General features: G+C 64.8%; 21 protein-coding genes. 12 read left to right on the forward strand and 9 right to left on the reverse strand.

Going from position 1 to position 21,034, the window contains the following annotated elements; genetic code table 11:
• Nucleotides 1-907: 907 nt before the first annotated feature.
• The 3 genes from ROP_RS40065 to ROP_RS40075 form a co-directional block, all read right to left on the reverse strand.
• Nucleotides 908-1,339 (reverse strand): hypothetical protein, encoded by a 432-nt coding sequence (locus tag ROP_RS40065; RefSeq protein WP_012691875.1) that lies wholly within the window; start codon nt 1,337-1,339, stop codon nt 908-910.
• A 44-nt stretch (nt 1,340-1,383) separates the two neighbouring features.
• Nucleotides 1,384-1,860, reverse strand: a complete 477-nt coding sequence (locus ROP_RS40070) for a hypothetical protein (protein WP_012691876.1) — start codon at nt 1,858-1,860, stop codon at nt 1,384-1,386.
• A 389-nt stretch (nt 1,861-2,249) separates the two neighbouring features.
• Nucleotides 2,250-2,441, reverse strand: coding sequence for a hypothetical protein (locus ROP_RS40075; protein ID WP_012691877.1), 192 nt, complete (start codon nt 2,439-2,441; stop codon nt 2,250-2,252).
• A gap of 73 nt (nt 2,442-2,514) precedes the next feature.
• On the opposite strand from ROP_RS40075, the gene ROP_RS40080 reads away from it, so the two are divergent.
• Entirely contained in the window at nt 2,515-3,453 is a 939-nt protein-coding gene (locus ROP_RS40080; RefSeq protein ID WP_012691878.1) for a barstar family protein, read from the forward strand.
• A gap of 418 nt (nt 3,454-3,871) precedes the next feature.
• A complete protein-coding gene (locus ROP_RS40085; RefSeq protein ID WP_012691879.1) occupies nt 3,872-4,285 on the forward strand; it encodes a DUF6292 family protein in 414 nt (137 codons plus the stop codon).
• A 423-nt stretch (nt 4,286-4,708) separates the two neighbouring features.
• On the opposite strand, the gene ROP_RS40090 is transcribed toward ROP_RS40085, so the two are convergent.
• Nucleotides 4,709-5,197, reverse strand: a complete 489-nt coding sequence (locus tag ROP_RS40090; protein ID WP_012691880.1) for a MerR family transcriptional regulator — start codon at nt 5,195-5,197, stop codon at nt 4,709-4,711.
• A gap of 132 nt (nt 5,198-5,329) precedes the next feature.
• Here ROP_RS40090 and ROP_RS40095 point away from each other — a divergent pair, with 132 nt between their 5' ends.
• The 6 genes from ROP_RS40095 (at nt 5,330) to ROP_RS40120 (ending at nt 9,691) form a co-directional block, all read left to right on the forward strand.
• On the forward strand, nt 5,330-5,755 hold the full coding sequence (locus tag ROP_RS40095) for an Hsp20/alpha crystallin family protein (protein ID WP_012691881.1): 426 nt from the start codon (nt 5,330-5,332) through the stop codon (nt 5,753-5,755).
• A gap of 67 nt (nt 5,756-5,822) precedes the next feature.
• Nucleotides 5,823-6,131 (forward strand): hypothetical protein, encoded by a 309-nt coding sequence (locus ROP_RS40100; protein WP_012691882.1) that lies wholly within the window; start codon nt 5,823-5,825, stop codon nt 6,129-6,131.
• Nucleotides 6,132-6,531: 400 nt separating this feature from the next.
• Nucleotides 6,532-6,780: a DnaJ domain-containing protein gene (locus tag ROP_RS40670; protein WP_012691883.1), complete on the forward strand. Its 249-nt coding sequence runs from the start codon at nt 6,532-6,534 to the stop codon at nt 6,778-6,780.
• Between the two features lie 354 nt (nt 6,781-7,134).
• A complete protein-coding gene (phoU, locus tag ROP_RS40110; RefSeq protein ID WP_012691884.1) occupies nt 7,135-7,782 on the forward strand; it encodes a phosphate signaling complex protein PhoU in 648 nt (215 codons plus the stop codon).
• A 239-nt stretch (nt 7,783-8,021) separates the two neighbouring features.
• A complete protein-coding gene (locus ROP_RS40115) occupies nt 8,022-8,966 on the forward strand; it encodes a recombinase family protein (protein WP_012691885.1) in 945 nt (314 codons plus the stop codon).
• A 209-nt stretch (nt 8,967-9,175) separates the two neighbouring features.
• Nucleotides 9,176-9,691, forward strand: a complete 516-nt coding sequence (locus tag ROP_RS40120; protein ID WP_012691886.1) for a hypothetical protein — start codon at nt 9,176-9,178, stop codon at nt 9,689-9,691.
• A gap of 744 nt (nt 9,692-10,435) precedes the next feature.
• Here ROP_RS40120 and ROP_RS40125 read toward each other — a convergent pair.
• Entirely contained in the window at nt 10,436-10,783 is a 348-nt protein-coding gene (locus tag ROP_RS40125; RefSeq protein WP_012691888.1) for a histone-like nucleoid-structuring protein Lsr2, read from the reverse strand.
• A 618-nt stretch (nt 10,784-11,401) separates the two neighbouring features.
• Between ROP_RS40125 and ROP_RS40130 the strand changes: the two genes are divergently transcribed.
• From ROP_RS40130 to ROP_RS40145, 4 genes are all read left to right on the forward strand, one after another.
• Nucleotides 11,402-12,808 (forward strand): zinc-ribbon domain-containing protein, encoded by a 1,407-nt coding sequence (locus ROP_RS40130; protein ID WP_012691890.1) that lies wholly within the window; start codon nt 11,402-11,404, stop codon nt 12,806-12,808.
• A gap of 298 nt (nt 12,809-13,106) precedes the next feature.
• Entirely contained in the window at nt 13,107-13,913 is an 807-nt protein-coding gene (locus ROP_RS40135; RefSeq protein ID WP_043827554.1) for a hypothetical protein, read from the forward strand.
• A gap of 241 nt (nt 13,914-14,154) precedes the next feature.
• Complete coding sequence (locus ROP_RS42375; RefSeq protein WP_148222701.1) at nt 14,155-15,231, forward strand: S1 family peptidase; 1,077 nt, start codon at nt 14,155-14,157, stop codon at nt 15,229-15,231.
• A gap of 635 nt (nt 15,232-15,866) precedes the next feature.
• Nucleotides 15,867-16,649 (forward strand): recombinase family protein, encoded by a 783-nt coding sequence (locus ROP_RS40145; protein ID WP_193384912.1) that lies wholly within the window; start codon nt 15,867-15,869, stop codon nt 16,647-16,649.
• A 286-nt stretch (nt 16,650-16,935) separates the two neighbouring features.
• On the opposite strand, the gene ROP_RS42380 is transcribed toward ROP_RS40145, so the two are convergent.
• The 4 genes from ROP_RS42380 to gmd form a co-directional block, all read right to left on the reverse strand.
• Complete coding sequence (locus ROP_RS42380) at nt 16,936-17,487, reverse strand: YdcF family protein (RefSeq protein ID WP_148222712.1); 552 nt, start codon at nt 17,485-17,487, stop codon at nt 16,936-16,938.
• A 95-nt stretch (nt 17,488-17,582) separates the two neighbouring features.
• On the reverse strand, nt 17,583-18,908 hold the full coding sequence (locus ROP_RS40150; protein ID WP_012691895.1) for a UDP-glucose dehydrogenase family protein: 1,326 nt from the start codon (nt 18,906-18,908) through the stop codon (nt 17,583-17,585).
• A gap of 50 nt (nt 18,909-18,958) precedes the next feature.
• Nucleotides 18,959-19,930 (reverse strand): GDP-L-fucose synthase family protein, encoded by a 972-nt coding sequence (locus ROP_RS40155; protein ID WP_012691896.1) that lies wholly within the window; start codon nt 19,928-19,930, stop codon nt 18,959-18,961.
• On the reverse strand, nt 19,927-20,955 hold the full coding sequence (gene gmd / locus ROP_RS40160) for a GDP-mannose 4,6-dehydratase (protein ID WP_012691897.1): 1,029 nt from the start codon (nt 20,953-20,955) through the stop codon (nt 19,927-19,929). The genes ROP_RS40155 and gmd overlap by 4 nt, the downstream gene beginning before the upstream one ends.
• Nucleotides 20,956-21,034 lie beyond the last annotated feature (79 nt).

Raw genomic sequence — 21,034 nt, forward strand, 5'->3', positions numbered from 1 at the left:
CCTCCCCGTTTGCGCTTTCTCTACCATTCTTATTGTAGTCGAAATTGGAGATATTTCTACATATAGCGGGCAGTTTTTCGAGCAATTTAGAGCCTTTCTTCGTCCGCCTCCAGTTCGCCACCACACTCCGAGATCACGGCGTTTAGCTGCACTTTCATCGAATCGACTCGCGGTTAGCGCACGACGGGCGGTAGCGTATTTCACTCCAGGAAGAAGCGGACTTCCCGGAATACATCTCGCGTCGAGAGTGGATGCAATATAGCGGCTCAAATTCTCGAATCCCAAGAATTGGAAACAGGTAATTCCAACCTTTTCAGGAAATGGCGCGAGAATAGAATTCGATCGCACTCGATCGTCGCGGGGCGACACTACGCCCGATGTTCGGAAATCCTCCTAGTTCCGTCCGGTGCGGGATTCTTATCGCCCGCACCGGACGGGCGCGCTAGCTATCCGCGGGTGCACCCTCGGCACTCCCAACGGCCACGCACCTTCGTGCAGGTCCGGCGTTCCTCGCACAACCAGCACCGCTGAGACCGCGTGAGCTCGTCAGTGGCGCTGGAGGTCCGGCTCGTCCTGTTCTGCTCCGGGATGCCGGCGGAGTGTGCGGGATCGAGCTGCGGTGATACGCACGGTGCGGCGGGTCGGGCTCGCAGCATGTGGCCGAACTCGTCCTGACAGCCGGTGCACACGTCACCGGGTTCGACGACCGGGAAGTCGCAGGTGGGGACAGCGCACGAGATGAACAGGTCGAGCTGAGAAAGTTGGTTTCCGGGCTCGGTCATGGTGGTCGCTCTTTCCTTCTGGGCGAGCGCACCGGGCAGATAGTTGCTGCCCGGTCCGCTCGCAACTCGGCGGATCGGCGGTCAGGATGAGCCTGCCGAGCGCCGCGCTATCGGCTGATCCCGCGTCAGACTTCGACCACTTGAGCACTGGCCGTGGCTGCGGCGAGGTCGATCGTCACCTTCTCCAGCGCGCTCCGCGGCACATTCCAGTACCGGCCATCCTCGCCGCCCAACTCGGCGATCTTCACCTTGGCGCCGTTGGCCAGAACCACGAACAGCGTCGTCGGATCGATATTGCGGGCGCGCTTCACCCGGACCGTGGAGCCGGTCGACAAGGGCGCGACCGCGACGATCGGCTTGGCCAACAGTTCCGCGGGGGCGGGTAACAGCACCTCCGGTTGCGCCCGCACCAAGGGGCCGACACCGTCGAGTGGCTTGACGTCGTAATTCACCTTCAACCGGCGAACCACCTCGAAAACACGCCCCTTCATGTCCTTGTTCGCGACCACGGGGTCGATGATGACGCGGTCGCCAGCCTGAAAGATGTTCGTCGACATAGTTTTCGTTCTCCTTCGGTGATGGATGTGTGCGGTCTTGGTGGTTATGCGGGGATCCAGGTCAAGCCCTGGTCTCCGATGAGAGCGACCTTCCCGGCCGGGGCACCGCCGGTGTACTGGTGCAGGGCCGTGCGGGCGCGGGTGGCTGCGCAGCCGAGTGCATCGGGAGAGTCGCCGAGTGCGTCGACGCTGGCCTCGCCCATTGCCAGAGCGACTGAGTCACCCTGCATCTCGTACAGGCCGACAGCCCAGCTCGTAATGGGTCCACCGGTCGTCAGAGCGGGATCGCCGTTGGTGGCGGCGAGGAGGTAGATCGATCGGCCGTCGGGTGCGTAACCGGCGTCGCCGGTGAGGGCGTAGCAGTTGCCGCCGGTCGAGGTCACCTCGGGATCGGCGACGCCGACCGCCGCCAGTCGGATCAGTTCCCGGTGGTAGATCTCCTCGAGGGTTCCGTAGTGCCGGTAGTCGAGTACCTCTGACGTCTCCACTGCGGGAGCGACGGGTGCTGTCGGTGTGCCCATGTAGCGGGAACCTTTCGTCGGAACCGGACCACCTGCGGCGGCCCGATCATTTTTTGTGCCCTTCTGGCATGGGAGAGGGGCGCCGGTATGAGGGGGCCGGAGTGCAACTGTCGAGCCGAAAAATCTCGGGGGAGCTTGCGGAGGAGAGAATTTTCGGAGCCGAAGGCCGCCCTGCGTCGGCGGTTGCGCGCAGGTCACCGCCGGCGAAACTCGGAAGGCCAGAAGGGAACAACAAGAACGCTCTTCACCAGGGCGGAGCGCAGCGGAGCATCCGCTTGGAGGACACCGAAGGTGGCCAGGCCGCCGGGCAGGCGGATCACCAGCCTGCTAGACGACTGCGTTTCGTCGCGTCACCGGTTCATCCGAGACGGCGGGCCCGCGTTCGGCAGCTAGGCGGAGGGCGGTTCGCTGATGGCGTCGGCGGTAACGACCATGTCGAGTTCGAGGCTGTTCATCCCCGCGGCGTCGGTGACGTACACGGTGATCGCCGCTAGCCACTGTCCGTCGTGGATTTTGAACCAGTGCGTTTGAAGTGCCGGCCGCAGACCGGACAGGTAGACCGCTGAGCTCTTTACCCTCATGCTGACGTAATCGGCGCGCGCTGCGCCCCCACGCCCGAGCGGCAGCGCGGCTCAGGGTATGGCGCACAGAGGTGTGTTCGATCCGACCGACCGAGATCTGTTCAACGAGCAGCGACAACGCTTCGACTGGAGCCTCCTGCAAAACGGAAACGTGTACCGGTATGACACCGCGTTCCAACTCGACAGCGCGTGCACCCGCCTGACGGATCTCGGCTATCTCGTACATCACATCGAGGCCGAACTATGGACGACCGTCGCGGATATGCACACCGCATTCGCGAACGCGATGTCCTTTCCCGCGTACTACGGCAGAAACCTCGACGCGTTCAACGACGTCCTCCGCGACGTCGCCATGTTCGACTACGGCAGCGATCCCACCAGTTCTGGCACCGTCCTCGCCATCGCTGACTATGACACTCTCGCCGGAATTGATCGGCGCACCGCTGGCGAAGTTCTCGACATCTTCGCGTTTCAAGCGCGTTTGGCCGCGCTCTACGGGCACCCGATGCTGTGCCTGGCCGAATCCACGGTTACCGACTATCCCCCGGTGGGTGGCCGCCCCGTCTACTTTGGCAGCGTCTGGGATGTCGAGCCGGATCCGCCGGCGCCGTTCCATGAGGGGGACCTTGTCGAGAACGTGTTACAAATCTATGCGGACGAAACCGGTGCTTCCGAGTATGTCGCAGCACTGAACACAGTCCTCACCGACACACTCACGCCCCTCGGCCGGTGGCAGATCCTCGATCCCGTCCTGGCCTCCGAGCGCACCGCGCTCTTCCACGCTGAGCATCGACCGGAACCGCCCCCACCGGGAACCCAGCTGTGGGAGATCTTCATTGGTCTCCGTGGCACCGGAGACCACAACCTCCTCGGCGACCAACTCGTCCATGTCCTGTCCGACACCGGGATACATTTCGATCAATTGATAACGCGGTTCTACGCGGCCGGAACCGAGGATCGAGGGCAAGCTCTGAGCAACTACCCTGATCTCCGCAACCCAGACAACCGATAGAGGAACGCTGACCGGCACGTCCCGAAAGCCGGCCCTGACTGAAACTCGCTGATCAGCGCCCCGTCCCGAGAGACCTGTCGACAATGATCCTTAGACGACACGGCTTTGACCCGCGCATTTGCCCAGGTCAGTGGTGTCGACAAAACATGTCGAGAAACTGTGTCGAAAAACCTCACAGGGAGATTTTTCGACACATGCTGATCGGCTCCTAACGCACGAGTCTCCAGCGCAGACCAGAAACCCGACCATCACCTTGACGCCCCCGTCGGCCGCCTCCCGGAACACCGTCAGAAGACGGCCGCCGTCGTCACGGTCAACAGGTTCCCCTCCCGGTCCGCATCGATTCGGCGTTGACCAGTACCGAGGGGTACTTTCGACGTCACCGCGGGGTACGTGTTCCGCGACGGAGGTGTGCGCGATGAGCAGCGGCGTCGGCGCCGGAAACAATCCAGACTGCAGCGCATATGTGTTCGCGGTCGCGCGAGCACTGAACGCCGAGACGATCCGCCGATGGGACGAGGTCAGCTTCGATGCGGTGATCGTGGTGTCGAAGCAGTTCCGGTACTACGGCGGGCGCCGCATCCTTCTCGCCTGGAACCGGTACTTCGGGTGGTCGTTGGGCATCGAGGGACAGTGCCCCGATCGGGTCCTGATCATCTGCGGGCTCGGGCTCGGCCGGCAGCCGCAACCTGAGTGCATTGCGGATCGAACCGATGAGGTGATCGCCGATCTGTTACACCTCGAATGCCGTTCTCCGGACCGCTTTCCGGTCCCGATCGTGATCCACCGGCGCGGCGCTGGCCCTGCCGATCCCCGGCCGCCCTGCCGCTGACTCGCAGGGTAGGCGGCTTACGCAAACCGGCCGGCGTAGCCGCATCGAGGCAGCCGCGCTCGTCGGCCGCATGGGTGTGGGCGGTGAGGACAGCTCGCCGATGCGACACCGCCCGTCAGTCGCCCGCTCCTCGTAAAGGCATCGTCGGGCAGTGTGGTCGGCTCGGGCGACAGTTCTGCCAGGGTCGAGCGCCTGCACCGCACATGACTTCCCGTCCCGGTCGACCCTCACGCGCTCACGCTGTTCCTCGACAGCCCCTCCGAGTCCGGTTTCGAGGAACACCGGGCCCCCGAGGTAGCCCCCGACGTGCCCGGGACCCCTGGCTGCCTGCTCATGGCGGCACTGCACGGCCCGGGTGGGTGCGCTCGGTTGCGACCTGGCCGACAGTTCGCCGCTGTCGTCTTTCAAGTGCCGGTGTCGCTTTTAGTGGTGGTCGCCGCCGGTTCGTTCCCGGGCGGGGCCATCCCCCGATCCGGTTCGGCCGCGGGCTGCCGGGCGCCGACGCCGCCCGCGCCGGGTGGTCTCCGGTGCCGGTACCGCCGGATCGGCGGGCTCGCGAACGGGTTCGGCGGCGGGGTCCTGTTCTGCGCGCAGTTGCGCGTTGTCCGCTTCCAGGCGGAGGTTGTCGCGTTCGAGTTCGCCGGTACGGTGCTCGAGGTCGAGAACCCGGCCGATGCCGACGAGGTTGACGCCGGCGTCGATGAGTTCGGCGATGCGCCGCAGCCGGGTCAGGTCGAAGTCGCTGTAGCGGCGGGTGCCGCCGCCGGTGCGGCCCGGGGTGATCAGTCCGTACTCCTCGTACAGGCGCAGCGCCGCGACCCCGAAACCGGACAACTCGGCTGCCACGGAAATGCCGTAAACACCACGCACTGACGGTGATTCGGACTCCCGTCGGTCGGACTCTTCCGGCATCTTGTCGCTCCGATTCGGAATTTTCTCGCCCATCCTCTTGTCATAGTCTACGGCAGATGCTATAACGAATCTACAGCATCTGTAGGAAGTTTACCTGATGGGATGAAAGGATTCTGGAGGTAGGTGGACATGATGTTGATGCGCACGGATCCGTTCCGCGATCTGGACCGACTCACCCAGCAGATCCTCGGTACCGCGGCCCGTCCGGCGGTGATGCCGATGGACGCCTGGCGGGAAGAGGACCGATTCGTGGTGGAGTTCGATCTCCCCGGAGTCGACGCCGACTCGCTGGATCTGGACGTCGAGAAGAACACCCTGACGGTGCACGCCGAACGGGCAGCACTGAACGAAAACCGGGAGATGGTCGCCGCCGAACGCCCGCGCGGGGTGTTCAGCCGGCAGCTGTTCCTCGGGGAGAACCTCGACGTCGACAAGATCGAGGCGAACTACGAGTCCGGGGTGCTGCGGTTGACGATCCCGATCGCGGAGCGGGCCAAGCCCCGCAAGATCGAAATCAGCAGCAACGGTCATTCCGAACAGAAGGCCGTCACCGCCTGACCCGACTGGATGACACGACCGGCTGCACCTGACCGACGGTGACGGTGCGGGAGGGGGTGAACAGACGATGACATCGACACATATGGTCGCCGAGGTGTCCGCCACCGACACCGGGGAGCGCACCGAACGCGAGACGGTGTGGCCGTGGCACGAGCTGGACTACGCACTGCTCGTGGCTGATTCGGACCGCATCCTCGCCGACGCGCTCACGCCGCAGGCCGTGGTCCTGCTCCGTCGGGTGGCCACCGCACCGGCCGGTCCGCCACGTCTTTCTCCTCTGACTCCGGTGGGGTGGACGGCGCTTCCCCCGCCGTTACCCGGAATCCGCGCCACCCAGCGCTCACCACCGAGACCGGAAAAGCCGGGCACCATCTGAGATGTCGAAAGGAGTGAGAAACCAGACGAGGAACCAACGGACGGGGTTCCGCCGCCGCCTCCCTCACCTGTCACTGTTTCGCGGTGCGGCGCGGCGACCCCCGGGCACACCCGCCCGCCGCCGATCCCCGAGACGATAAGTGAGGGCGCCGACCGAGAATCCGAGCATGCGTTCGGGCGGATTCGACCGGGCCGCAGCGCCATCGACTGGCACCCGAGAGTCTCGTCGGCCGTCCGGGCGGGCAGTGCCCACCCCCAGAGAACAAATGCCCATAACAAGCACATGCAGCCGACAAGCGGGGCGGGTCCCCTGATGCGGGCCGGGCCCGCCCCGCCCTGGTGGTTCCGGCATCCCGAGCCCGGAACCACCTGTTCTCGTGCACCACGAATGAGGCGAGGTGATGGCCACCGAGCGCGATCCCTACCGGGTGCTGGGCCTGTCCCCGTCGGCATCCCAGGCCGACATCGCCAGCGCCTACCGGCGACTGCTGCGCCGGCACCACCCCGACACCCGCACCCCCCAGCGGGCAGACCCGGCGGCCGACGAGCACCTCCAACACATCCTGACCGCCTACGCCCAGCTCCGCGACCCCGACCACCGGGCCTACCACGACCAGGCAAAGCCCACCGGCAAGACCCCGAAGCGGTAGAACCCGAACCTGGGGGACGGCACGGGCGACCGCCTCCGGCCCCGCCCGTCATGCACGTGGTGATGGTCCCCTCCCCGCCACCCCAAACCCCGGCCACCGGATTGTGGGCCGGACCGGTGCGCCGGCACCGCTGAGCCACGCCGCGTCCTCGCTCCCCGGCCTGACTGATACCTGCACACCGGCGCGGCGGCAGGGAGACCGTCGGCTCGGGGACCCGAACGAGGGTCGAAGTCGGTGTGCGGGTCCAGGTTCCGCTGCCGGCTCGCGTGCCGTCGCTGATCCCCGTCCCACCCGCATGATCCCCGTCCCACCCGCAGAAGTACCACGCCCGTGATCGTGAGTGATGATGAGCAGATGCGGACGAAGTTTCACGACCAGCTCGACACCCTCTTCGACCAGCTCACCACGATGTGCCAGCTGGCCGGCGACGCCGTCACCACGGCCACCGACGCCCTCGACGCTGCCGACCTGACCCACGCCGAGAAAGTTTTCGCCGTCACCGAGCGGATCGGCGCCCTGCGGGGGCCGTGTGAGGACCAGGCGATGGCCCTGCTGGCGTTGCAGGCACCCGTCGCCCGGGACCTCCGCCAGGTCGTCACCGGTGTGTTCCTGGTGTCGGACCTGAGCCGGATGGGCGGTCTCGCCGAACACATCGCCGAGAGCGTGCGCCGACGACACCCCCACCCTGTAGCCCACGGCCAGACGCAACACCTTCTCGTCCAGATGGGACGCCTCGCCGGCGAACTCGCCACCGCCGCCGCCCTGGTACTGCAAACCCGCGACCCCGCCCTGGCTCTCGCACTCGACGTCACCGACAACCGCCTCGACGACCTCCATCGCGACCTTCTCACCGTGATCCAGGAACCAGCCTGGGACGGCAGCACCACCGAGGCCGTCGACGCCACCCTGCTGGGCCGCTTCTACGAACGTTTCGGCGACCACTGCGTCGAGGTCGGCCGCAGGGTCATCTTCCTCGCCACCGGGCAACAGCTGCCCCAGTAGGACCACCCGGCACCTCTGCCGCAGGCCCACCTCTCGGGAATATCCTGGACTGGCTCCGATCCTTCGCATCCCCCTCAGGCGAAGTCACCGGTGCAGTGGCCCCCGCCAGCCGAACATCTCAGATCCCCCTGACGGGGGCTCACACGTGCGGTTCCAACGGAAAATAGTGACCCCTATCCTCGGCCTGCCCACTGACTAGCGGCATGTCGGAAAACCTCACCTCAGGGTATTTTCGACACATGCTGATCGGCTACGCACGTGTCTCGAGCGCAGGCCAGAACCCCGACCATCAGGTCGATGCGTTGCGCAGCGCCGGGGTGGCGGCCGAGGACATCCACGTCGACCACGCGGGTGGGGCGAAGGCCTCACGGCCGCAACTGGATCTGGTGCTGCAGCGGCTCCGCGAGGGCGACGTCCTGGTGATCACCCGGCTGGACCGGCTGGGCCGGTCCATGCTGCACCTGATCACCCTCGGCGCCGACCTGCGCGAGCGCGGCATCGACCTGCAGGTGCTCGAGCCGGGCATCGACACCGCGACCGCCGAGGGCCGCGCCATGTTCGGGATGCTGTCGGTCCTGGCGGAATTCCAACGCGAGCTCATCGCCGCGAACACCCGCGACGGCCTGGCCGCCGCCCGCGCCCGCGGCCGCAAGGGTGGCCGACCCTCGAAGCTCAGCCCCGACCAGATCACACTCGCGCAACGGCTCTACGACGCGGGGGAGCACACCGTCGCGCAGATCGCCGACATGCTGAAAGTGCCGCGCACCACCGTGTATGGGCATCTGAACAAGCGAAGTGCGGACCCTGCCCCGGCCACGCAGAATGTCGTCGTGACAGCCGATCCGCCTGCGCCGGTGCTGCGCTCGCGGACGTGCCAGACCTGCGGACACGAACCCACCACGCGCGCCGAGGCGGCGCACCAGCGCGCGGACCTCGCCGTGATGTGGCTCCACCCCGACCCGGACCATCGCGGGACCGTGATCAGTCGACAGCACTGCAGGCAGTGCGAACCCGGGCAACCAGCATTCGACGTCGCGTGCAGGGTCTGCGGCGACGGACCCATCCTCGCCGGCGATTTCGCTGAGCTGGCCGAGAACGGTGAGCTGGCCGAACCGGTTCGACAATGGCTCGCAGGCACCGGATGGACCATTGCGCCCGATCTGCTCTGCCCGGATCACGCATGAGACGTCCCGGACCCGACCACGACGAGCGGATCCAGAGACCGCCCCAAGGCGAACTGTCCCCGGTTTGCGATGTACGCCCCTCAGCGCGAGCCCCAGCGAAACCCCCAACTGAGGCTGAGATTATCCCCAGGTCATGCACAGGCCGGTTTGAACGCTGCACGCCCGCGTGATTGGGTTGCCGTCACCAAACTTCGAGAGGCAGGTGAGCGATGCACGCGTTCGCGGACGAGTCACGTCGCGGTGACTACCTTGTCTGCGCGGCGACGATCGCCCCCGCTGATCTGACCGAGGCCCGGAAGGCACTCAAGGCGCTCCGCGCCCCGAAGGCTGCACGGATCCACATGTCGCATGACAGTCGCAGAGCACACGAGATCATCCGGGGGGTTGTTGCGCTCGACGTGCGGGCGCACCTGTATGTCGCGCGACTGCACGGCCGGCCGGAGCGCCATGCTCGCGACGAGGCCCTTGCCGCGATGGTCACCGACCTCGACACCATGGGTGTCCGCCAACTCTGGCTCGAATCCTGCGATCAGGATCGACAGGACCGGCACGTCATCCGGGCGGCACTGATGGCCTCGAGCGGACCGGGGTTCCCCTTCCGGCACGCGCTACCTACGAGCGAGCCGATGCTGTGGGTTCCTGACGTAATTGCCTGGGCGTGGGGGAAGCGGGGACATTACCGAAAGGCGGTGGCCGATCTGGTTGAAGTGCATACCCTGCCTTAGATACGCAAAACCCGGGCGACTCACCGTCCGGAGAGCTCCCGGGTCCACTTCCCACGAGCGCTATGTCGTGGGCACCTCAAGTATCGGGTCGCGGGCACTACTGCGTCAAGGCGCACACTGCAGGGCCGCCGGTCCGGCGATCGTGACGATCGCGGCCACCGATGGCGCCGTCACCACCGATGGCGCCGTCACCACCAATCGCTGCGACAACTGCCATTACGCTGCGTTGGAGATGAGTGCCGCCGACGCCCCGCCTCGAGCGCCGAACACCTGTCCGCCGGTAGGAAGACACCACTTCGGACGCACGAGCTGTCCGGTCACGACGGCGGTCCGGCGCTCCTGGTGAACGGGTGCCGGAGCCGACGATGGTTCACCTCAGCGCACTGGACCAGTGGGCCGATCTTCTACGCTGGACTACGCACCAGAGGCGGCAATCGGAATCCGCCGCTGCTCCGTAGCCATTTCCACAAGGAAAGCCGCCGGCACCTTCCCCGATGTCAGCGGCTCCTCATCCCCAAACGTCCCGAGAACGCTACGCACTGTAGGTCTTACCCGGGTCGGGGGTGACAGTGACGCCATATCGCCTCTCGGCAAGTGGTCGCTCGCAGCGACTGTTCTGGTGTGGTACCCGGGGTATGCGCGCCACCGTCAGCCTGTTCAACGCAAGGACCAGCCGGGAGTATTCCGAGCGCCGAAAGCGATCCGGCGAGGGCACGCGCCTGCGCGAACCCACCCCGACCGTGGTCAGTGGGCGGCGCGGAAGGCCTCCTCGATCTCGGTGGGGATGCGGCCGCGCCCGGAGAGCTCGTAGCCCTGCTCGATCGCCCAGGCGCGGATCTTCGCGGCCTCCCCCCGCCGCGGCTTCCCGGTAGTGGGGGTGGCCGGGCGGCCGGCGCGGTGTTTGCGGCCGCCGACCCGGCTGGAGTGCGCGATGTAGTACTCGAAGGTTTCGCGGAACTCCGTGGCGTGCTCGTCCTTCAGGTCGATGACGTACTCGACACCGTCGACGGCATAGTGGATGCTCTCGCCGCCCTCTGTGAAGACGGTGCCGTCGATGTCGTCGACCAGCTCGACTACGACCTTGCGTGCCACAGATTTCACTCCTCGAGGTCTTCGACCCGGACCATATGACAGTACCGATCTGCTACCTGCGCCTGCGGTATCGGAGGCACCAGAGGGAAACAAGCGCGCCCGGACAGCGGCCGCATCGGCGACACTCCGGCGGACCAGCGGCGACACGCCCGGCCTTCGGCGGTCTTGATAGGCTCAGCGATGCCCGCTCGGGCATCGCTGCTGGTCAGGACGCTCCACTCCCTCACGTGCGCCCTGTGAATCTGATCTACCGTGCGCAGTCATGATGAGCTTTCACGCCCTGCCCGGCGCCGCCCTGGCATCCGCCTCTGCAGAGTCAGGGATCCGCTGCCGACGATCGACGGTGTCTTCGAAGTTCCTCGGCCCGGGCGCCGGCTTTCTGATGATGCTGGGCGCGATCGCAATCGCGATCGTGGTCGGGTTCCTCTCGTCCACGGGCGTGATCGGCCGGACGACACCGTGAGCAACGAAGGCACCGTGTTCCTCGGCGATCGGGGAGTGGTTCGTCCTCGGGTTCATGGCCTGGCTGGCGTAAGCGGCCGCCGGGCACGCATCACGGGGTGCCGGGTGGTGCCCGAGAAATGTTGATACCGCAATTGTGAGTCTTCAGGGGGGCGTGTGCGTTTCAAAGACAAGAACCCAGAACTGTTCCGTCAGCTACATCCGACCCGCAATACCGGGGTCGATCTCGACTCGGTGACGAACTCGTCCCATGAGATGCTGTGGTGGCGCTGTCCTGTCGGGCACGAGTGGCGTGAGACACCGCTGCAACGGCGATCACCCGCCGCGTGGAAGAACGGGGCCCTGCACGCCTGCCTGCACTGCGTCGCACCCGGCTGTCTTGTCTACAGTTGCGGCCACCGCAGGTTTCAGCCCTCCGAATCCACCTTCCGGGTGCTCGCCCACCCGTGCCGCAAGTGCGAGGTCACCGAGCACGCACGCCTGATCCTCGACCGGCTCGACGAGTCGGCGGCCGCCGCGGTCCGCGTCCTCGACGGCAGTCCCCTCTACGCCCTGTTCTGTGCCACGGCGGCCGACACCGTCGAGTGGTGGGACAAGATTTTTCCGCTGGTGGAGGCGTACTTCGTGCGGATGGTCAGCGTGTACGTCGCCCTCGCGGCCATCGAGCACCGACCCACGCTCAGCTGCCCCACCTCGGGCCTGCTCGGCGCGTGCATGCTGCGGATCCTTGACGCGCTGCCGCCGAGCTGCCGGGAGGAGATGCACAATGCTGTGCCGGACGATGCCGGCCACTTCCGGCACACGTATCTCCCTGGCTGGCATGACAGCGACATCGGGTGGGGCCTGAAGAAGCTCGGCTTCGACATCCGCGATACATCCCTGGACACCGATATCGAGCGGCGCCTGCAGTTCTGCGAGCAGCAACGTTTCACCGCGACCGGTGAGCTGCCCCCGGTCCACCTCGCGAACCGGCACTATCCCCTGTTCACCCACCTTCCCCGGGACCGGGAGAGTGGGGCGTTGGCCGAGCTGCGGGGCTTTCGCCCGAAGCAGGCCCCGCCGCGTATCACCGCGGTCCGGGTCACCCTCGGCGAATCTTGCCCCGCCGGCCCCGGCGACCCCCTGGGCCGCACGCACGTCGGGTACGCCCCAGGTCTGACAACGGCGGAGTTGTGGGAGCTCGGCCGCGGCGTCTGGAAGCTGCGTGCCGATCACGTCGCCGCCTCGTCGATCGTCCTCGTCGTGTTCGACAAGACCGTCGTGCTGGTCGCCTCGATCACCGGACTGACCGTGCACCGCGGCGGTCTGGCCATTCTTGGTGAACCCGTTCCCGAGCACCCTCTCCTCGGCAGGCCCGACCCGCTGTACACACCGAATCCTCTGGCGCACGGCGTCATCCACGGCGAGGCCGAACGCAGAGGGAGGGAGTCGGAGCACCGTTTCCGTTCGTCATCGTCGCGACCGGTACCGATCCCACTGCCCCGCACGGTCTCCAGTGCCGATGCCGTCAGGTCCGGGAGGGAACGGGTCGTCCGGGCTCACGCTTCGAACAGCATCGTCTGATGCGTTTCGGGGTGGGGGAGTGGACCGTTCGTGACGGCGGCACCGGCGTGACGCGCTTCGGCGAGCTCGGGGCGGAGGTCGTCGGCTCGCGGGCCGCGGTGGCCCTGAGCCCGAGCTGGTGGCGAGAGCCCGCGCCTCGGGCGGCGCGAGGTCGTCCTGTGAGTGGTCGAGGCAGCCCCACCCCAGCCGATTCTCGACATTCCGTTACATTTTGTTATGAAATGAAATGAAACGAAATGTTATGTAATGTTACGATGATGGGGTGATAACCCGTTTATCGAGGGGGAGTGGCGTCGAGATGAGCGAGAGCAGGCCGGGTAGGCCTCGGGAGTACGCCTCGGACGCCGACCGGGTCCGCGCCTGGCGGGCCAGGCAGAAGGGAAAGTCCGGCTCGACTACAGCCGACACGGCTGAGGCGCCGACCGATCCGATCGAGGCCTCGGCAACCCTGGCTCAGTCCCTTCCGCTGTTGAGGCAGGAAGCCGACAGGCTGTCCGCCGTCGCCACCCGCATCACCGAGTCGGTGAACCTGCTCGGCGACCCCGCTGCTGTCGATGCGCATCTACGCCGCGCCCAGGTCGCTGCGGACAAGGTCCGGGCGGATGCCGCCGCCGAGATCGAACAACTCCGCGATCAGCTCGACACCGCGGTCGACGACCGGATCAACGCCGATGCCGCCGCCCAGGCCGCCGAGCAAGCGGCGGAGCAGTCCGCCACCGCGCTCGCCGACGCCAACGCCAGCCACGCCGAACAGATGCGCACGATGGAAAGCTCCTACCGCGAAAGGCTGGTCGAGCAGGAGCAACTCGTCGAATCCCTGCGCACACAGACCACCGAACTCGGCGACGAAGTCGTCCAGATCCGCGGCGGCGCGGACCGGGCGGCCGCAGCCGCCGCGGCCACCATCAACCGGCTCGAAGCGGACCTCGACGAGGCACGGGCCGCCGTTCAGGCCGAACGGGCCCGCACAGACGGCATTCGTGACGAACTCGCCGCCGCGCGTGCCGACCTCGCCGCAGCACGCACCCAGACCGAGGCCAGCCGCGAACGGGTCGAGGAACTGCGCGCCGAACTCGCCGAGATCCGGAGCCACCCCCCGCGCTGAGGCGATCAGACCGGGAGCCGTGGGGTGTCCGGACCGACACCGGTGCCGCACACCACCGAGTACGTGACTGGCCGTGGCCCGAAACCCGATCGGGCCCCCGTCGCCAGGCGGCGGTCGTTCCAGCGGTGGGCTGCGGAGGGATATATTGCCAAAACCAAAGCTGTCGGCGGGTGTCACCCGGTTCACTTTGGAAGGCGTACGCCAAACCGCAGTTATCCCTGAATGGTGCTTGGATGTAGCGGTGTCTGAACAGAGTCCTGCACCCCATGCGCCATTCCCGCTTCATCTTCGCCTGAATATCGCAAAGTACATGCTGGTCGCGTTCGATCCAAAGAATTATCTAAAATTGTCAGAGATAATCGGCCTAGAGTCGTCCGGCGATATCAGACCTCTTTCGATGCAGCAATTCTTCGCTCTACTTCCGCGGCTCGGCTTAATCAGCGATCCCTATCCAGTCATGTGGCAGATCACATCGATCGCGGATCAGCTTGTTTCCAATGGTTTGCTGCAGAAGATGCCGGGAGCATCATTGCCGCCGCCCCTGGGAAACACGTTCTATGCGATGCACGGTGGGGCAACGAAGGCACAGGCTGCGGGAGATCTCTGGCTGAGCGAAAGCCTAGGACCGGAGCTGATAATCCGTAGCTATATCGCTCGGACAGTCCAAATTTCAGGTAGGAAATCAAACGGAGATGCGAGTTGCGGCACTGGTTTACTACTCGACAACCACCATATTCTCACCAACGCACATGTGGTGACAGATATGACTGTCGATGAAATCCTGTGGACACCGAAGTCGCCACCTGTAGATTCTCCGGAGTCCACCATTGATGCGGTAGAACTACGGGTCGAAGACAGTAGATATCATGAGACAGGCGAATTCTCACATGCCAATCCTGTCGATGTCGCCATCCTCGAAGTGACTGGCCTGGGGGAAACTTACGCCGACGGTGGTGGCATCGCGTTTCGGGGCCCGGGATGGTCAGATTCGGCATGGAGCTTCGGTTATCCACCGGTGCCACAAGCTGCTGAGCCCGCGGTGGTGGTGCATCGTGGCGAGGTCGTCAACCCGCAGGTACAGAACCAGAGGCGGAACGACATGATGCTGTTCTCGGCAACAGCTCGGCCCGGCAACAGCGGCGGGCCGATCGTGGCGCAGGACGGGCGTGTCATCGGGATTGTCGCCGAGGATTTGGGAGTCAAGGACAGTGCGGAGGTCCCGTTCTACGCAGGCGTTCCGACTCACGAGATCGCCCGCGCACTCAACGAAATGGGTTACCCCGACCTCTTGAATCTTGAGACCTGGGAAGCACCGTAAAAGGTGTGCGAGCGCGACTGGGGGCAGGTCGGGCCTGGTGTCTCTCGCTGAGCTCTGAGTCCCTCCACCGCACGCCTAACAAGGGCAGGGCGTTTGCAGGAGCGACCGCCGGCTTGTCTGGTGCAGAGGATCTGTGGGGCGTGGCCGGGCCCGCGCTGTCCTCTCGATGACCGGGCGCAGGGCGCCGTCCTCGCCCCAGCCACCTTCAACTACTGCGGCGGCGGCGCATCATCGTCGTTGATCAGCCACAATCCTCGACAGTACTATCCGCGCCCATGATTGCCGCACAAAAGAGCCGCGATCAGGCTCAACCCGAACCAGGACTGCCCCGTTTCGGACCCCGAGAACAAGGAAGCCGCGCCAGATGGGCCGCATTTATCTGGATGCAGCCACGTAGAAAGAGTGTGCGGCATCGACATGGATTTGGGCGAAGATCACGCCCTCGAACTGGCACCGTATAATGGCTGGAGCGCGCCACGAAGGAACAACTGGCGGATACTCAGCGAGGTCAAGGCGGGCATGCGATCGAAGGCACGCAGGAACGGATGACCGGGGCGAGCAAACAGGCGGCATTGGACGGGGAGTGGCGCACCCGAATCCCGATGTTCGGATATACCGCACACGGTGCGGCGGTCGTGGAGTCGGAGGCGGCGGCGATACGGGAGGGCGCGCGGTCGCTGTCGTCCGGTGTGTCCACCGGAGAAATCTCGCGGAGGTGGAACACAGCCGGGCTCACCACCCGCGAGGGGAACCCCTTCACCAGCAAAAAGGTAGTTGCCGTGCTGCGGAATCCGACCTATGCCGCGCTGTCCACATATAGGGGGCAGATCGTCGGTGCCGGCCATTGGCCCGCCATCATCGACGAACACACGCACCGGACAGTAGTCGGGATACTCGATGGCCGACGCACGGCGGCACGGGATCGGCGCTGGCAGGGATCGGGTGTCTACCTCTGCGGGAAATGCGGGAGCACGACACACGTCACGGCGAGCCGGGCCACGCACTACTACGTCTGCAAAGAGTCAGCCCACCTGTGGAGGCGACAGGACACTCTCGATGCATACATTGACACGCTGGTGATCGACCGCGTCACCGCAGAGGACATGCGCCCTGTCCTCGGCAAGCCCGATAATGGGGAAGAAGGGCTGCTCGAAGCGCTGTACGACGTCACCCGGATCGACAGCGCCTTCGCCGTCCAGACGCAATGGGACCGGCTGGCGAAGTCGATCGGGGCCGACGATCTCCGCGCACGATGGGAGAAGATAGGGGCCGACGATCTCCGCGCACGATGGGAGAAGATAGGCGCGGACAGACGCGGCGCGGTTATCGCACTGCTGATGACGGTGACCATACTTCCGTCCCCACGCGGGCGAAAGGCCTTCGACCCGAACTTTGTCCGGATCGATTGGAAACACTGACCCTTCTTGAATCTCCCGGCCCAATCGGATCTAGCAAATACCTTCTAAGCGGGATCTGCTTGGCAGCGGACGCCTTTCACCGTCACAGCTTCAGCTGATCGAGCTGACCGCAGCGGGTGCCGTTGCCGCCGTTGGTCGACGCACTGACGGTGTCGGTGAGCGTCCCGAACTGCGACAGCAACTAGGGCGGGCGGAAACAGACTCAGATGATGTGGATGCACTCGTCGGGATGGTCGTGATCCGAGACAGGATCCACATTAGCGGTCGAATGGCGAATGCCATGCCGCTACGTGCCTGGCTGTGAACCATCACATGTGCTACTTGGATCTTGCACAAATGCTTTGACGAACCCCGCTGATTGATAGAGGTATTGGTACGCCCACCGGGCAACTGAGTATGTCCCAGGCACTGGCACCATGAGAACGTCTCTGCCGTCGAGACAGCGGGAGAATATGTACCGTGCTCTGGGCAGGTGGTAGCGCCACGAGACGACCATAAGACTATTCCAGCCGTTCGCAGTAGCGAGATTGCGGGTGAAGACAGCTTCGCCGAGAGTCGTGCTTGGATTCGGTGGAATGCACCTGACTGTGAATCGAGGGTCACGGGTTTCGCAGCGGGCAGCCAACTTGGTGCCGTAAGGGCCGTACGGATCCGATAACACGACGTTACGCGACAGGCCTTGGCGAGCGAGGTCGAACGCGAACTCTTCGCGACCGTCCCGTTCGCCGCCAAGCACAACGATCGCGTCAACTGATCTTATGTCGTCCACCGCGGATCTGTTGTAGACGATGAACCCGGCACCAGCAGTGCAGCAGATAAGGATCGTCGCAACTATCATTGCTGCGACGATTTTCCGCACTGATGCAGTCTAACTGCTCGTATCGGTCAGGCTGATCCTGTCGATATTGTCTGGAATCTTGAACCGTTCACCTCTTACGGCCGCCCCAGTCCGCGGTAGGTCCATCCGCCCTCGCGCCACTGTTGCGGGTCGAGGCAGTTCCGCCCGTCGATTAGAACCTTCCTGCGGACGACGGCATCGAGGTCGGCCGGCTGGAGCTTCTGGAATTCCGGCCATTCCGTGAGTACGAGAACCACATCGGCACCCTCGCACGCGTCCATCGCCGTGGTGGAGTAGCCGAGAGTGGGGAACAGCGCGCGCGAGTTTTCCATGGCTTTCGGGTCATACACGTTGACGGACGCGCCCTGGAGTTGGATCTGCCCGGCGACGTTGAGTGCGGGTGAATCGCGGACGTCGTCGGAGTCGGGCTTGAAGGCCGCCCCCAGGATTGCAACGCGCGCGCCAAGCAGGGATCCGCACGCCTCGCGGGCAAGTTCGACCATTCGCGTGCGACGTCGCATGTTGATGTTGTCTACTTCCCGTAGGAACGTCAGGGCCTGGTCTGCGCCCAACTCTCCCGCCCGGGCCATGAAGGCACGAATGTCTTTGGGAAGGCAGCCGCCGCCGAATCCAAGTCCGGCGTTCAGGAAGCGGCGGCCAATGCGAGCGTCGTGCCCGATCGCATCCGCCAGTACCGTGACGTCCGCGCCGGTTGCCTCGCACACCTCGGAGATCGCGTTGATAAACGAGATCTTGGTGGCGAGGAAGGCGTTCGCGGACGCCTTCACCAGTTCGGCGGTGGCCAGGTCGGTCACCACGAACGGGATGTTCTCCCCGAGGAGCTGCGCATAGACCTCACGCGCAACCTGCTCTGCCCTGCCCGGACGATTCCGGTCGACGCCGAGCACTAGCCGGTCTGGATGCAGGGTGTCTTGGACGGCGAAACCTTCGCGCAGGAATTCGGGGTTCCATGCGACCTCAAGGTCGGCGCCTGCTGGCGAGAGTTCTCGTGCGAGAGACCCGAGACGTTCGGCCGTGCCTACCGGTACGGTCGATTTCCCGAATAGCACTGCAGGACTGGTGATCAGGGGTGCGAGGGTTTCGATTACGGCGTCGACGAACTTCAGGTCGGCGGCGAACTCACCCTTCTTCTGAGGGGTGCCGACCCCGAGGAAGTGCACGTCAGCGAATGCCGCGGCTTCTTCGTATGACGAAGTGAATCGCAACCGTCCCGCGGCGATGTTGCGGCGCAGGACGTCCTCGAGGCCTGGCTCGTAGAACGGGACCTCTCCGGCCTCGAGCTTTGCGAGCTTCTCTGTGTCGACGTCAACGCCGAGGACTTCGTGGCCGAGTTCGGCCATGCAGGCCGCATGGGTGGCACCGAGGTAGCCGGTGCCGAACACAGCAATGCGAGTAGTCACCGCGAACTCACTATCTGGAGCATGGGTAGGTGTTTGGTGGAACGTGAGCGCTAGGTCCGCACGAGGTCCACGTGCTGTCGGTACCAGGAGATGGTCGACGCGATTCCCTCGCGGAGGCCGATCTTTGGTTCCCATCCCGAGTTCCGCAGCTTGGTGATGTCGAGGAGCTTCCGCGGAGTTCCGTCCGGCTTAGACGTATCCCATTCGATGCGGCCGCCGTAGCCGACTTCCTCGGCGACGATCTGTGCGATCTCTTTGATCGTCGAGTCTTCGCCTGTGCCGACATTGACCTGGTCCGGACCGTCGTAGTTCTCGAGTAAGTGCAGGCACGCCGACGCCATGTCGTCAACGTGGAGGAACTCGCGCCGCGGTGAGCCTGTGCCCCAATTGGTCACCGACTCGAGGCCGGTATGACGGGCTTCGTCGTACCGCCGAATCAGTGCGGGAAGTACGTGTGATCCCTGAGGGGAGAAGTTGTCGCCCGGACCGTAGAGGTTGGTCGGCATCGCTGAGATCCACGGCAGCCCGTACTGGCGACGCACTGCTTGGATCTGCAGGATGCCGGCGATCTTCGCGATCGCGTAGGCATCATTCGTGGGTTCGAGGTGCCCGGTGAGGAGGTACTCCTCCTTGATGGGCTGTGGAGCCAGCTTCGGGTAAATGCAGGACGACCCGAGGAAGAGCAACCGCTCGACTCCATGTTCGAGAGCCGCGTCGAGGACATTGACCTGGATGCGCATGTTTTCGGACAAGAAGTCGACGGGGTAGGTGTTGTTCGCCAGGATGCCGCCGACTTTGGCGGCCGCCAGCACCACGGTGCGTGGCTTGGTCTGCTCGAAGAACTCGAAGACCGCCTCTCTGTCGCGAAGATCAAGCTCGCTCGACGATCGACCGATGAGGTTGTCGAATCCGTCTGCTTCGAGCCGACGCCAGATCGCGGAGCCGACCAGGCCGCGGTGACCGGCGACGTAGAGAGGCGCGTGACGATCGAGTGGTCCCGGTACGAAACTCGCTTCCGTCACAGGATCTCCCAATCAGGGTGCGCGGGAGAATCGATCCACGGACGGCCCTCGTGCTCGAGTGCCCTGATGTCGGCGTCCACCATGATTCGGGCGAGTTCGGGTGTATGCACGGCGGCCTTCCAGCCGAGCTTTTCCTCAGCCTTGCTCGCATCACCAATCAACGCGTCAACCTCGGTGGGGCGGAGGTAGCGCTCGTCAAACCGAACGTGCTTCTCCCAATCCAGGCCTGCATGCTCAAATGCGACGGTGAGGAAGTCCCGAACGGAGTACTTCCCGCCCGTGGCAAGAACAAAGTCGTCGGGCTCGTCGGCCTGAAGCATCTTCCACATGCCCTCGACGTACTCGGGTGCGTAACCCCAGTCGCGGATGGCGTCCAGGTTGCCCATGTACAGGTGCTCCTCCACACCCGCCTTGATCCGTGCCACCGCACGTGTGATCTTCCGGGTCACGAAGGTCTCGCCTCGCCGAGGTGATTCGTGGTTGAAGAGGATGCCGTTGACGGCGAACAGGCCATACGCCTCCCGGTAGTTCTTCGTCACCCAGTACGAGTAAACCTTCGCCGCTCCGTACGGCGAGCGGGGGTAGAAGGGTGTCTCCTCGTTCTGAGGTGGGGGTGTTGCGCCGAACATCTCTGAACTCGATGCCTGGTAGTACCTGCAGTTCAAACCCGTGAGACGCACAGCCTCGAGCAGGCGGACCGACCCAATGCCCGTTGTATTGCCTGTGTGCTCGGGTTCATCGAAACTCACGCGCACATGCGATTGGGCTGCGAGGTTGTATACCTCGTCAGGCCTGATCCCGGCCAGGAGAGTGACGAGTCGCGCACCATCGCTGAGGTCTCCGTAGTGGAGGAAAAGTCGCGCTTCGGGATCGTGGGGGTCGACATACAGGTGGTCGATCCGCGCCGTGTTGAAGCTCGAGGCCCTGCGGATCAGGCCGTGTACCTCGTAGCCCTTCCGCAGCAACAGCTCAGCAAGGTACGACCCGTCCTGACCGGTGATACCTGTTATCAACGCGCGCTTCATGAATCCTCGTCTCGAGCTTTGGTGGAGGCAGTTGGGGAACCCCGGTGAAATAATAGCTGGCTGCATAGAGTCGCTGCTC

The sequence above is a fragment of the Rhodococcus opacus B4 genome (assembly GCF_000010805.1).
In the GTDB taxonomy this organism is placed as follows: Bacteria; Actinomycetota; Actinomycetes; order Mycobacteriales; family Mycobacteriaceae; genus Rhodococcus_F; species Rhodococcus_F opacus_C.